Here is a 13677-nt window from a genome sequence, read left to right as displayed (position 1 = left end):
AAAAGCTATCCAAAATAATAATTGGATAGCTTTTCGAACAAAATATTAAGCTGCTTTAGGAGCTTTGCTCTCATGTCCACGTTGAACGATGAACAAGAAGACTGTCGATAAAATTGCACCTGTTAATAGTAAAATGAAACAACCATCCCAGCCAGAACGATCAACAATAACACCGATTGCTGCGTTTGCTACAAGACTTCCGCCTACATAACCGAACAGACCACACATACCAACCGTTGTACCTACTGCAAATTTCGGTACTAATTCCATCGCACTTAAACCGATTAAGAACTGTGGTACATAAATTAAACAACCGATAATAGAAACAGCAATACTTACAACAAGTACGCTAGTTGCTTGCCAATATACAAACGTACCAATAACAACTCCGACCATACTAATGATACATAATGGCATACGTTTTCCTTTAAATAGTTTATCACTTAAAAAACCAACGATTAATGAACTTGGAATTGCCATACCTTCAAAGATTGCGTACGCCGCGTGTGCTTCATTTTTTGAGAACCCTTTAACTGTCGTTAAATAAAGTGGAACCCAGTTAATAACACCGAAACGAATTAAATAAACAAATGCATTCGCAATACATAAGAACCATACAAATTTATTTTTCACTACATACTTCATTAAAATTTCTTTTGGTGACATCTTGTTAGCATTATCTGCTTTTTCAAGATTTTCATAGTCATTACGATACTCATCAATTGGAGGAAGACCTTCTGATTCTGGCGTATCCTTCGCATTAATCCAAACAAGAACTGCAATTACCATTGCGATAATCGCTGGGAAAATAAACACGCCGCCTTGCCAGTGGTTTTCACCGAAAATACCTACACCAATTCCGACAAGTGGTGGTACAAGCATTCCGCCAACGTTATGTGAAATATTCCAAAGACCTGTTTTCGTACCACGTTCTTTCTTCGAGAACCATTTCGTCATAACGATACTACAAGGGGGTGCTCCCATACCTTGTACAATACCATTTAGAACAAGTAATGTAACAATCATTCCAAATGACGATGCAAAACCGAAACAAATATTTACAAGCCCTGATAAGAATAAACCGACTGCGATAAAGCGCTGGGCGAAAGCTTTATCTGATAAATTCCCCATAAAGAACTTACTAAATCCATAAACAATTGCCATTACTGAACCTAGTAGACCAATTTCAGCCGTACTAAAGCCATATTCTTGTACTAAATACGTACTTGATAACGTAAAGTTACTACGAACTAAATAATAAGCAGCATATCCAACTGAAATCCCGATTAACACACGAATACGTAGTAATCGATATACACGATCGATCATATCCGCTGGCAATCTTTCAATTGCAGGTGCTGGCTTGAGCCATTTAAACATATTCTTTCGTCTCCTTTTCTCACTTCTGAGAGAGACGTTGTCTATTCCATATCTCGATTATTCCGCTATTTGATATATTTTGGTTCGTTCTTCTAACCGGCTGTCCTTCTATTTCTTTCTCATTCTTCGCAAACATTGTTGGTACGCCAAACGAAACTTTTTCTAAAATGTGACCCGCTTCTTCCGATAAACAATAATCAATAAATAAATCCGCAATAATACCATTCGGTGCACGCTTTAGTTTCGAAATCGCATTAACAGATAACCCTGTTTGCTCAGGTACGATACTTACAACTGGAAAGCCTTGTTTTTGAAGCATTCTCTGATCTCCCATGAAATTGATGCCTATCATATACTCACCGCTCGCAACAAGCTCTACTGGTATGTAACCATTCACCGTTACTTCACCAACTTGTCCTGCGAGTTTCTTAACATATTCCTTCGCTTCCTCTTCACCTACAGTATCAATAAGTGATTGAAAAAACGTATATGCTGTTCCTGACACATTTGGATCTGGCATCACAATCTTTCCCTTATACACTGGATTTAATAAATCTTGCCACCTTGATGGATAAGGAAGTCCGAGCGGTGCTATTTCTTCATTCCACCGCTCTTTATTGATCGCAATTGCTAGCTTCTCCACTTCATAACCGTACCAATAACCGTCTTTATCTGTAACAGTTTTTGGAATACGGTTCGCGTGCTGACTCGTAACAGGAATAGATAGATTTTTTTGTTTCATCATTTGATGTGCATCTACCGTACCGCCAATAATAATATCCGCTTTCGGATTTCCAGCTTCCTCTTCTACCCTTCGAAGAAGCTCCTCTGTCGAAAGACGAATAAACTCATACGTACAGCCGCGTGGTTTACAAAATGACGAAAGCAAAGCTTCACCAACTTCCTCACGAGCTGCCACATACGCAACAAGATGACGATCATCCAAAAGAGGGAGACCACTTTTATTATATTTAATAGAGGTTGTATCTCGAGAGCAACTAGACATCGCTCCTCCAATTACTAGCAAAAAGAAGAAAAAGGCTATCTTTCTCATGACACATTCTCCTTTACAAATACATTTGCGAGGGAGCTTTTCATATACATGACATTCCCATTATTATCACCGAGATATTGCACAACAAAATACGATGGATATACAGAAATAGTAAGAACGTCTTCTCGCTCATTCTTTATACGCTTCCCTGTTTTATAAGCGGTAATATAAGCAATCGGTTCATTCTGTGATTGTAATAATTTCTGTATTTCTCCGTAATCTGTAATTTGCTTTGCGTACCGAATCGAATCAAGTATGTGCGTAAGATTCATCGTACGTTCTACATCACCTTGACGTACTATGACATCCTGTGCTAACGCAAAAAAGTCATGAATACGTTCTGGCGTGTAATACAGGCTTAACAAATACGTTTGAAATGCTGAGATCATTGGATCCGTACCATTCTTTCCGTACATATCAGCCCCGTACTGGAACAAGTCACCTACTGCAAAAGTACGTTTCTGTCCATTCAAGTACGTTACTTCTCCAGTAAATACTTGTTCTTGACTCTTAGCTTCTCTCGGTTCTATTTGAATTCGGTCAAAGAATGAAACAATCGTATGCAAACGAACTTCATCCGTTATAACAATTTCTCCCCACTTTTCATGCCTAACCTTCATTTCGGTAGGCAGGGATTCATTCACTCTTTGTAAAACAGTTTGTTTGTCATTCACTATTGTGATTCGATTGTATATTTGCTTCTCCATTACATAAAACAACATAAGAGAAAAGATTATACAAAGAACAAACATAAGAATTTGAAATGATAGCCTTTTCATTTCTGCCTACCTCCAAGATAAAAAAACGTTGTTTCGAAAATACCGCATAATTGTTTCATAAATGTATCATTTAACCGCTTTCAAGTGTTTTATGTCTTCCATCCGTCTCGGGAGCAAGAATGTAATAAATATTGTAGTACCAACTGCTTCACTACTCTCAATCCGCATACTTCCGCCCTGCTTATTCATAATCTCCTGACAAATATACAAACCGTAACCATTTCCGTAACTAGAAGGAAGTACCTTCCCTTCTGGTGATTCATTCCACTCTGCAAGCACACCTTCATCTATACCAATGCCATCATCATGAACAAACACCTTTGCCTCACGTTCATTTACAATTACATTCATCCGAATTTGCGTAGCATCGCTATATTTTATCGCATTATCGAGCACGTTTAAGAATATCTGCTTCGTTTTATCAAAATCCGCAACAACGTGTACATCTGTTAACTCATTTATCACTTCAATCTCGAACTTCTGCAGGCGAGGTTTCACAATTGAAACTGCTTCTTCAGCTAATTCCTTTATATTCACAACTGTAGGTGACACTTCAAAAGTACTCGTCCCGTACTTTGAAGATTTAAGCAATTCCTCTACAAGTGATAATAAACGCTCACTTTCTACAGCTACATAACGCAGGCTATCCTGTACATCTTCCTTCGCCTTTAACTTCGGAATTAAATCTACATAGCCAATAATCGCCGTTAGCGGTGTTTTCAGCTCATGTGTAATACGGTCTAAGAAATCTTTCTGCTTCTCTTTCTCCTCCTTCAATTGCTTAATATGCAGTTCAATTCCATCAGCCATCGCATTAAAAGATGCTGAAAGCTGAGCAATTTCCACATATTCATTTAGCTCAATCTTACTTTTATAATCACCATTCGCAAGTCGGTGCGCCATTTGTCTTAACTGATCAATCGGCTTATGGAGAGACTTTGCCAAACGAATCGCAAAGAAAATACCCGCAGCTACTAAACAAAGAGACGTCATTAAGAACGTCCAACCGACATTTGTTAAAACTTCCTTCTCACCCGTTAACTCATTTATAAAACGAACACTTCCAATGACATCGTTTCCATAATATACCGGGCTTGAAAATAAAAGAATTGGAGCTGGGTCTCCCTCTTCAAAAACATACGATTTCTTCCCCTTCAAAGAACTCTCAATATCAATATTCCGGTGAAGAAGTGCTCCCTTTTGCGTATCCGCAACAACATCTCCATTCTTCCCAATCATCTGTACACGGACATCCATACGCTTCGCTAAATACGAAGCAATTAAAAGTGAATTCGGACCGAGCGTCTCGACCTCTGCTTCCTTCTCTAAATAATTCATCGTATAAATTTGTGCTTCTACACTTAACTTCTCCAAAGAATTGGCAGCATTATGATACATATTCTTTTCTAACGTAATATAAACAACTGCATACAAAAGAACAAAAATTGGGATTAACAGTCCAACTATTCCAAACACCATATTTCGTTTTAAAGACATACCATCACCACTTAACAATCCAGTTTATAGCCGACGCCATAAATTGTCTTAATATATTCCCCGCTATTCCCTAACTTCTTCCGCAGTCTTTGCACCATAATATCAACCGCTCTCGTATTTCCGATATACTCAAACCCCCATACCTTCTCAAGTAACTCATCTCGCATAAATACACGCTGCGGATTTGAAACAAACAACTGACATAAATTAAACTCTCGGTACGTCAACTGAATTTCTTGTCCACTAACATGCACCTTTCTTTCCTTAGGACAGATTGTTATCTCTCCCGCTCCGATTACTTCATGACTTACCGTTACCTCTTTCTTCTTCACACGCCGCGTCATATTCTTAACCCGAAGAATAAGCTCTGCATAATTAAATGGCTTCGTCACATAATCATCAGCACCAAGCTGCAACCCAAGCAATTTATCATTCATCTGACTCTTCGCAGTTAACATGAGTACTGGAATATCTCGATCCTTCTCACGGAACAAACGAAGCAACTCATAGCCATCTGTATCTGGAAGCATAACATCCAAAATCAAAACATCCGGCCCTTCATTCCATCTCTCTAAAGCTTCTCTTCCATCGGCCGCCGTAAGTACTTCATACCCTTCCATCTCAAGCTGCATCCGAATCAAATTACGAATACTCGATTCATCATCAACTACAAGTATTTTCATTATTTTCCTCCTTCCATTCCGTATTATAAGTACATTTTAGTATAGCAAAAATCCTATAAAAAAAGAGAGGGTATTGTCGAACAAATGTTGAACGACAGTACCCTCTCCCCTTTTATTATTTAGCTACAAAATAATCCGTTACATATTGTGCCCAAACTTCATGACCTTTAGCAGTTGGGAAACCGAATTCTGTCTAAAGAAGTTGGGTCATTACTTATTATTTATTACTTAGTTACTTCAAGATGCGCTCTTAATTTATTCGTTAAATCTTGTTTTGCTGCATCTGGAACATAGTAGTACCAAATGCCATCAGCAGCCTTGTGACCGTCACCTGGGATTTGGATATCCTCACTATTTTTCAAGCAATCTTTATAATTCTTTTGCATATCAAACATTTGATCTTGCGTTAAGTTAGTTTTCACATTCTTTTGAATTGCTGCTAATACATCTCCATAACCTGTTAAAGAAGAGAAGCTTGCACCTTTTTTGATAACACCTTGCATCACTTGACGCTGGCGCATCTGACGACCAAAGTCACCACGTGGATCTTGTTTACGCATACGTGTGAATGCTAGAGCTTGGTCACCTGTTAAATGAATATTTCCTTTCGCAAAATGATGTCCATCCTGCGTAAATTCTAAATCATTATTTACATCTACCCCACCAACAGCATCAACGATATCTTTAAAGCCTTCCATGTTCACTTCAATATAATAATTAATAGGAACATTCAAGAAGTTTTCTACTGTCGCTACAGACATATCTACTCCACCGAATGCATAAGCATGATTGATTTTATCGCTTTTACCTTTTCCAACAATTTCTGTATAAGTATCACGAGGAATACTTACTGTTTTCATAGAGTTATTTTTAGGATTTAATGTAATCACCATTAAAGAGTCTGAACGCCCTTTATCATCACCGCGCTCATCTGCTCCTAGTAATAAAATTGACACTGGTTCACTCTTACTAACTTTTTCTCCAACTTTATTGTTGTTTTGATCACGTTTTAAAGGTTGATGAACTTCCTTTAATGTATTAGATACAGAAGAATAGACATTATAAGCATAAATTCCTCCACCTATGATTAGTACTCCGAGAATACCGAGTACCCAAAATAAAATTTTCTTTTTCATACCTTTACCCTCTTTATTAAAATTTTAAAATAATATATCTATTTTTATACTCCTCACTATATTACATTATTCTTGATTAAAAATAAAAGATAAATTAAACAAAGCAATTAGTATTTGCCAACAAAACAAGGAAAACTCCATCAATTAAATGATGAAGTTTTTTATTAGCTTCTACATTCATATGAATGTAACTTCTTTATAAAATAATAAGATTCAATCTTTTTATTTCTAATTCTTTTAAAGTTCGGCCATCCTCTCGCATTAATATGGATTTCTTCTATAATTATAAAATCCCTTGTTTCATGCATACCAAACACGAGTGATTTAATATTCGGATAATTAACCCTATACATCGTACCCTTTTCACTACTTTTCTTTGATGTACCAAATATCTTTTGAAATATCTTTGCAACTAACAGCTACATAGTCATCGCTCCAAACAAAATTACCGGATTTAAAAATTGCAATCATCCTTGGATTATTTTGATATAAAAACATATCGCCATCTTTAAACTTTCCATTCTCATAATCATGTAAAACCTCGTATAGCTTCACATTCATCATCTCTTTTTCTCTATTTTGATAAAATCATTTTATATTCCTTTTACTAAAAAGTTGTGATTTTCTTATGAAATCGCTGCGAACTTTTGTAATTTTTTTAAATCTTGTCCTTATATGCTTAACAATTTAATTTATAAATTCTTACCTTTGCTTTATTCTTTCATCAAACTATAAATACCTGCAAATTTATATAAATTCCCTTCTTATTATTCCAATTTCTCCATAACTTATTTAATAAAAACTCTTACTCATATTCTAAAGTTTTCCTACTACTAAACTTATTTGTTAAACAAATCATATATTACTACTTGCAAATAAAATAGGTGGACACAAGGCTAAAAATTCAACCCGGTATCCACCCATCTGTATCAAAAACATTTTACGTTTACTATTCTTTTTTATCTCCAAGGGCGAACGTTATTTCTGTCTCACAAGCAATTTCACCATCTACAGTAGCAACTGCTTTTCCTTTTCCAATTGCTCCACGTACACGCGTCATTTCAACTTCTAAACGAAGTTGGTCACCTGGACGGACTTGTCGTTTAAAGCGGCAATTATCAATGCCTGCGAAGAATGCTAAGCGACCACGATTCTCTTCTTTCTTCAACATAGCAACAGCGCCAACTTGTGCTAACGCCTCTACAATTAAAACACCTGGCATTACAGGATAATCTGGAAAATGCCCATTAAAAAATTCTTCATTAGCTGTAACATTCTTTATCCCAATAGCACGCTTTCCTTCTTCTACTTCTAAAACTTTATCCACTAGTAGAAATGGATAGCGATGAGGAATTATTTCTTTAATTTGTTGAATATCTAGCATACACTTCTCTCCTTACACAAGATTGGTCATACCACCAGAAGTTATACTATCATTATCCCATTTTAAATCTCATTTGTCATTATAAAAAAGGATTTCAAAATTTCTCTTCTAAATAAAAAAATGTATACACTCTTTTCAATATGTATTATCACTGACACGGAGGTTGAAAAGAGTGTATACCCAAGCTAGGGAAAGGCAAATTATATCAAATATATTAAGCCTTAATGTCGTATTCAAGATTCATTATATATGACAAAAATAAGAAATTAAAACCTAATTTTCGACCTTTTTCGTATTAATTTCCTAATATTACTCATGATTTCTCTATTTTCCTTACATTCTCTTAAATGTGATATTTAGAAATATGAATTTTAATAAAAAATTATTAAAATAAAAGCAAAAACGCTTGTAATAGAATTTACATAACTATATCATAATAAAATGAATATGAGATTTTAACCTAATTATTCAAATACCTTTATTTTTAGAAAGGGATCAAAAAATGGCAAAAGGTATACATACTATAGAGTTAAATACTTCACCAGATCAAATTTGGAAATTTATTAGTGATATAAACAATTGGGCTCCACTAGTAACAGGCTATGTTAAACATAAAGTTATTGATGACAAACATTCGACTTGGCGTTTGCACGGTGATTTAGGATTTATTAAACGAGACGTTAGTCTAAATGTTGAAATTATTGAGTGGAAAATGCCTCATAAAATTAGCTTTACGATGGCTTCTCCAACAAAAAAATTAATTGGTAGCGGCTCTTTTCATGCTGAATCACTCTCTCCTTCTACTACGAAAATAACAAGTCAGTTAGAATTGCGAACAACTGGTAAAGGAGCCTTTGTTTTTAACGGTGCCATAAAACCATTTGTTCCTAAAGTGACAAAGCAACTTTCTAAAAAAGTGGCAGATAAATTAATGAAACAGTTATAAAAAAACATCTCAGAAATTTATTGTACAATAAATTTCCGAGATGTTTTTTATGAAAGTTAATTATTAACCATATCTTTTTTTAATAATTTCTCCATATAGCTTAATAATTCATTCTTTAACCCATCATGCTGTAATGCCATTTCAATTGTTGTTTGAATGAATCCAAGCTTCTCTCCAACGTCGTATCGCTTTCCTTCGAAATCATAAGCAAATACTCTTTGTATCTCATTTAAGCGCTGAATAGCATCCGTCAACTGAATCTCGCCACCTGCTCCTGTTTGTTGATTCTCTAAGAACGTAAAAATCTCAGGTGTTAATACATAGCGCCCCATAATTGCTAAGTTAGATGGTGCTGTTCCTTGATCTGGTTTCTCTACAAACCTGCTAACCTGATAACTACGACCTTTTTGTACTAGTGGATCAATAATACCATAGCGATGTGTCTCCGTTTCCGGAACAGTTTGAACACCGATTACCGATGATTGTGTTGCCGCATATTGATCCATTAATTGGCGTAAGCATGGCGTTTCAGCTTGTACAATATCATCACCAAGTAAAACAGCAAATGGCTCATTACCAATAAACTTACGAGCACACCATACAGCATGACCTAAACCTTTTGGTTCTTTTTGACGAATATAGTGGATATTAATTTTAGAAGACTCTTGCACCTTCTTAAGGATTTCATGTTTACCCTTTTCTAGTAAGTTCTGTTCCAACTCAAAAGAATGATCAAAGTGATCTTCGATAGCACGCTTTCCTTTTCCAGTTACAATAATAATATCTTCAATTCCGGATTAAAACGCTTCTTCTAAAATTTATTGCTTTAGTTGCTGGTAAAATTACTTTTTACTGTTTTCATTCCTACTCCATTCGTAGTTAATAACACGTATTTTTAATCATATTACTGCAAGTTATAATCTATATTTCAACTATTCTATGTTAAAAATTAAATATTCAAACAAAAAATCTCAATATGCATTCAACATTTTAAGTTCCTTAGTTTTTATCAGCTACTTAACCATTCAAAATAAGAGCTATCTTTATAAAAAGATAACTCTCCAACAAAGCCTGTTACTATTGTTTTTTTACTATTGATATTGACTGAACCTCTTTATGTGTTTCATCGGAACGTGCGGAAATATAATAACTTTTAGTTTCATAAAAATAATTTTTTTCATTATCATTGTTCATCATTTCGGTACCTAATACTTCATGTAATTTTGCAAATGACATTGAAATATCTTGAAACACAACTTCAACAACTTTATCTTGTGAAATAACAAATTGAATATTTCCATCTTTAATAATTTTTTTTCCAACTTGATTCGGCAATGTAATTAAAGGGCTAGGGTATTCTACTTTTAGTTCATCAATTCCTTTCCCTAAATATCCTGAAGCAATTGCAACATTTGCACCGTATACACGCTTCAATAAATCGGTTAAATTTGTTAATTTTATATCTTCAGCCATTTCAGTTCCTAATTTAAATGGTTTCATATACTTTTTATTGATCCATCCACTTTCACCATTTAATAGCTTAACTTCTAGCCATTCTTCATTTTTTTCTACGCTCTTATCCTTATTATCTACACTAAAAATCTCACCAAAATTTGCTATACCTATTTTATCACTATTTATCTTCGCTTCTTTACGAATACTAATCCCATTACTCATTACAATGTACTTCTGTATCTTTTCTTTTTCGCTTATCTTATTTTCAGATACAGTCTTACTTGAAACAATTTTTTCTGCAGTTGTTTCTGCCTTATTAGAAACTAACAACATATCCTTATAATAAATGCCTGCAGTAATTCCTGCTACTATCATTGTTAAAACAATAGCAGGTATAACAAATTTTTTTCTCTTTGCTTTGACTTTACGGTAAGGCTTCCTTTTAATACTTGTAGAATTTGCTTGTAATAATCCGTGTTGACAATTCGATAACTCTTCTTCTTTTTGTTTTTCTCGTTCTTCTGCTGTCATTTGATTATATCTTTTTAGAAATCCTTCGTAATGCCCAACTACTTCATGTACATCCCCATACTCTTTAAATTGACCATAATGTAGCCAAAGAGCTTTTGTACAGAAGTTTTTCACTTGAGAAAGTGAATGACTAATAAAAAAGATAGTCTTCCCTTGTTCCTTAAATTCATTCATTTTATCTAAACATTTTTTAGTAAACGTTTGATCTCCAACAGATAAAGCCTCATCAATTACCAAAATATCGGGATTAATATGAACTGAGATCGCAAATCCAATTCTAGACTTCATCCCACTTGAATAAGTCTTCACTGGTTGCTGCATAAATTTTCCTATATCAGCAAACTCAATAACTTTTGGTGTAATCTCTTTAATTTGTTCTTTCGTAAGCCCCATCATTAAGCCTTTTAGCTCAATATTCTCAAGCCCCGTTAACTGTCCATTTAATCCTGAAGATATTGCAATTAATGTTGCTGATCCTTTAATAGTGACTTTCCCTTTATTAGGGATTGTCACCCCAGCAATTAAATTAGATAGGGTACTTTTCCCCGAACCGTTTAGCCCAACAATACCAACTATCTCCCCTTCTGGTACTTCAAAGGATACATTATTTAAAGCGTAATGGTATTCACCATCTTTACTTTTAAAAAATAAATCTTTTAGCTTATCAGAGGGTTTTTTATACATTTTATACCTTTTTGTTACATGTTCGAATTTCACTTTATAATTCATTGAATCATTCACCTTTTATAAGTAGTCAACAAACTGCTTGCGGAACCTTATATGAAACATTGATCCAATCACAAACAAAATAATTGCGATTCCCCAGAAATATAATGTATATAATGACCATATAAAACTAATATCACCATGTAATAATGAAAGTCTATAACCTTCTATCACATAATAAAATGGGTTTGCTTTCATTAAAAACGCAAAAGCACCACTCATATGTTCACTTGGTTTCCACAATACTGGTGTTAAATAAAATAACATTCTTGTAATTGATTGAATAAACAAATGTATATCTCTTGATATGGTAGAGATTGTAGAAGTAATAAAAGCTAACGCAATTAAGAAACAAAAAGTACAAAATATGCAATATATCAAACCAATTATACTAAGAAAACTTAATCCTTTAATACATACTATAATAATTAATAGCACACCTAGCAAAATCATGTGTGTATATAATTGCGATAATATAACATATGTTGGAATAACACTCAGCGGAAAATTCATTTTAGATACTGCATTAAGCTTAGCGTAAATAGAATTAGAGCCCTGAATGATTGAACTGTTAATAAAGAACCATGGAATAATACCACATATCATCCAAACAAAGAAAGGAACCCCTTCTACAGGTGCCCCGCCCCTTATGCCTAGACCAAATACTAACCAATAAACTAAAATTTGTGTTAATGGATTTAAAAATACCCATATAACTCCTAACGTACTTGCTGCATATTGTTGCTTGAGTTCATACAAAGAAAGCCTTCCCATCAAATAGATGCTATCTAATTGTTCACGAATAACACTTTTTATTGCTTTCATACAACAACCTCATTTTCCTTTAACAATTTATATATATTCCCAAAGTTAATAATCTCCATATTACTATCAGGATTTTCTACTATAAAGTTACGAGTATCAAAAAGAAGTGGTTGTCTCATTTTGGAAGCTAATTTATTATAGTCCATACTACTAAACTCACTATGATCAGCTAATACAAGAAGTAAATCCGCTGCCTCCAAGGCCTCTTCTGCTGGTAGTGTTTTAAAGAAATTTGTTTGAATGTATGGGTCATGAATTGTAACTTCGTATCCTTGTTCATGAAGCAAGTTTATAACTTCTAGCGCCGGACTCTCCCTCATATCATCTGTATTTCCCTTATAAGTTACACCAAATACGGCAACTTTTGGTTTTTCAATTCCTTTAAGTAATTTCCTAACATTCTCCATAACATATGAAGGCATAGAAGTATTTGTATCTCGGGACATTCGAATAATATTTGTCAGTTCTGGTGCTTTTGCTACAATAAAATATGGATCAATAGCTAAACAATGTCCTCCTACTCCAGGGCCTGGTCGATGTAAATTTACACGTGGATGCTTATTCGCCATTTCAATAACATCTAATACATTTATCTCTAAATTATTACATACCTTAGCCAACTCATTTGACAATGCAATATTAACATCACGGAATGTATTTTCCATTAACTTAGACATCTCTGCTGTTTTTGCATCTGTCTCTACTATTTCTCCTTTTACAAATATACCGTATACTTGAGCAGCTCTCCTAGCACAAGCTGGGGTTACTCCGCCTACAATTCTATTATTATAAACAATTTCATGCATAATTTTCCCTGGTAACACACGCTCTGGACAATGTACTAAAAAGATATCTTTGCCTACTTCAAATCCAGCTTCTTCAACCAAAGGTTTTACATAATCATCCATACTACGCGGGGCAATTGTTGACTCCACAATTAATATATTCCCTTTTTTAATGTAAGGAATAATTTTTTTTACTGCCGTTAAAACTCCCGTCAAATCACATGATTTATGTTCATCTTTTTGATTAGGCGTTGGGACAGCAACAATAAAAACATCTGCTACTTCCGGTGTAGAGGAGGCGCGCAACATCTCTGTATTTACCGCCTCTTTTACAACCTTCTCGAGTTCTGGCTCTTCAATATGAACTTCTCCTCGATTTAATTTATCTACAACATCTGAATTAATATCAACCCCCACTACTTCAACGCCATGTTTCGCAAACATGGCGGAAGTAGGGAGCCCAATATACCCTAATCCTATTACACAAATCTTCACA

At 34.6% G+C, this 13677-nt stretch carries 12 protein-coding genes and 1 pseudogene; 1 reads left to right on the top strand and 12 read right to left on the bottom strand.

What is annotated here, in order from left to right; translation table 11 throughout:
- Positions 1 to 45 precede the first annotated feature (45 nt).
- The 8 genes from pgtP to fabZ all read right to left on the bottom strand — a co-directional run bounded on the left by pgtP (position 46) and on the right by fabZ (position 7913).
- Positions 46 to 1380, bottom strand: a complete 1335-nt coding sequence (gene pgtP / locus ACZ76X_RS25910; RefSeq protein ID WP_479852123.1) for a phosphoglycerate transporter protein PgtP — start codon at positions 1378 to 1380, stop codon at positions 46 to 48.
- Positions 1381 to 1399: 19 nt separating this feature from the next.
- Entirely contained in the window at positions 1400 to 2434 is a 1035-nt protein-coding gene (locus ACZ76X_RS25905) for an ABC transporter substrate-binding protein (protein WP_479852122.1), read from the bottom strand.
- Positions 2431 to 3213, bottom strand: coding sequence for a DUF3919 family protein (locus ACZ76X_RS25900; RefSeq protein WP_479852121.1), 783 nt, complete (start codon positions 3211 to 3213; stop codon positions 2431 to 2433). The genes ACZ76X_RS25905 and ACZ76X_RS25900 overlap by 4 nt, the downstream gene beginning before the upstream one ends.
- A gap of 66 nt (positions 3214 to 3279) precedes the next feature.
- Positions 3280 to 4710, bottom strand: coding sequence for an ATP-binding protein (locus ACZ76X_RS25895; protein ID WP_479852120.1), 1431 nt, complete (start codon positions 4708 to 4710; stop codon positions 3280 to 3282).
- A gap of 11 nt (positions 4711 to 4721) precedes the next feature.
- Positions 4722 to 5393 carry a response regulator transcription factor gene (locus ACZ76X_RS25890; RefSeq protein WP_000699577.1) on the bottom strand — a complete coding sequence of 224 codons (672 nt, stop codon included), beginning with the start codon at positions 5391 to 5393 and terminating at the stop codon, positions 4722 to 4724.
- Between the two features lie 224 nt (positions 5394 to 5617).
- Complete coding sequence (gene tagU / locus ACZ76X_RS25885) at positions 5618 to 6529, bottom strand: polyisoprenyl-teichoic acid--peptidoglycan teichoic acid transferase TagU (protein WP_070807204.1); 912 nt, start codon at positions 6527 to 6529, stop codon at positions 5618 to 5620.
- 366 nt (positions 6530 to 6895) lie between these two features.
- On the bottom strand, positions 6896 to 7093 hold the full coding sequence (locus ACZ76X_RS25880; RefSeq protein ID WP_070807205.1) for a hypothetical protein: 198 nt from the start codon (positions 7091 to 7093) through the stop codon (positions 6896 to 6898).
- 385 nt (positions 7094 to 7478) lie between these two features.
- Positions 7479 to 7913 (bottom strand): 3-hydroxyacyl-ACP dehydratase FabZ, encoded by a 435-nt coding sequence (fabZ, locus tag ACZ76X_RS25875; RefSeq protein ID WP_070807206.1) that lies wholly within the window; start codon positions 7911 to 7913, stop codon positions 7479 to 7481.
- Positions 7914 to 8415: 502 nt separating this feature from the next.
- Here fabZ and ACZ76X_RS25870 point away from each other — a divergent pair.
- Positions 8416 to 8859 (top strand): SRPBCC family protein, encoded by a 444-nt coding sequence (locus ACZ76X_RS25870; RefSeq protein WP_479852119.1) that lies wholly within the window; start codon positions 8416 to 8418, stop codon positions 8857 to 8859.
- 56 nt (positions 8860 to 8915) lie between these two features.
- Here ACZ76X_RS25870 and ACZ76X_RS25865 read toward each other — a convergent pair.
- The 4 genes and pseudogenes from ACZ76X_RS25865 to ACZ76X_RS25850 form a co-directional block, all read right to left on the bottom strand.
- Positions 8916 to 9656: pseudogene (locus ACZ76X_RS25865) on the bottom strand (UTP--glucose-1-phosphate uridylyltransferase); the annotation flags it as partial.
- 280 nt (positions 9657 to 9936) lie between these two features.
- Entirely contained in the window at positions 9937 to 11574 is a 1638-nt protein-coding gene (gene tagH, locus ACZ76X_RS25860) for a teichoic acids export ABC transporter ATP-binding subunit TagH (RefSeq protein WP_479852118.1), read from the bottom strand.
- 15 nt (positions 11575 to 11589) lie between these two features.
- Positions 11590 to 12396 (bottom strand): ABC transporter permease, encoded by an 807-nt coding sequence (locus ACZ76X_RS25855; protein ID WP_479852117.1) that lies wholly within the window; start codon positions 12394 to 12396, stop codon positions 11590 to 11592.
- Entirely contained in the window at positions 12393 to 13676 is a 1284-nt protein-coding gene (locus ACZ76X_RS25850) for a nucleotide sugar dehydrogenase (RefSeq protein WP_479852116.1), read from the bottom strand. Before ACZ76X_RS25850 ends, ACZ76X_RS25855 begins: the two co-directional genes overlap by 4 nt.
- Position 13677: the final 1 nt, after the last annotated feature.

The organism is Bacillus sp. BC05(2025) (genome assembly GCF_056725905.1).
The sequence above is the reverse complement of the archived record's forward strand: the minus strand, read 5'-3'. Positions and strand labels throughout refer to the sequence as shown.

Excerpts from the sequence above, each read along its gene's own strand:
- ACZ76X_RS25855 (WP_479852117.1), bottom strand. The coding sequence starts at position 12,396 with ATGAAAGCAATAAAAAGTGTTATTCGTGAACAATTAGATAGCATCTAT.
- ACZ76X_RS25895 (WP_479852120.1), bottom strand. The coding sequence starts at position 4,710 with ATGTCTTTAAAACGAAATATGGTGTTTGGAATAGTTGGACTGTTAATC.
- ACZ76X_RS25870 (WP_479852119.1), top strand. The coding sequence starts at position 8,416 with ATGGCAAAAGGTATACATACTATAGAGTTAAATACTTCACCAGATCAA.
- tagH (WP_479852118.1), bottom strand. The coding sequence starts at position 11,574 with ATGAATTATAAAGTGAAATTCGAACATGTAACAAAAAGGTATAAAATG.
- tagU (WP_070807204.1), bottom strand. The coding sequence starts at position 6,529 with ATGAAAAAGAAAATTTTATTTTGGGTACTCGGTATTCTCGGAGTACTA.
- ACZ76X_RS25880 (WP_070807205.1), bottom strand. The coding sequence starts at position 7,093 with ATGATGAATGTGAAGCTATACGAGGTTTTACATGATTATGAGAATGGA.
- ACZ76X_RS25890 (WP_000699577.1), bottom strand. The coding sequence starts at position 5,393 with ATGAAAATACTTGTAGTTGATGATGAATCGAGTATTCGTAATTTGATT.
- ACZ76X_RS25900 (WP_479852121.1), bottom strand. The coding sequence starts at position 3,213 with ATGAAAAGGCTATCATTTCAAATTCTTATGTTTGTTCTTTGTATAATC.
- fabZ (WP_070807206.1), bottom strand. The coding sequence starts at position 7,913 with ATGCTAGATATTCAACAAATTAAAGAAATAATTCCTCATCGCTATCCA.
- ACZ76X_RS25905 (WP_479852122.1), bottom strand. The coding sequence starts at position 2,434 with ATGAGAAAGATAGCCTTTTTCTTCTTTTTGCTAGTAATTGGAGGAGCG.
- pgtP (WP_479852123.1), bottom strand. The coding sequence starts at position 1,380 with ATGTTTAAATGGCTCAAGCCAGCACCTGCAATTGAAAGATTGCCAGCG.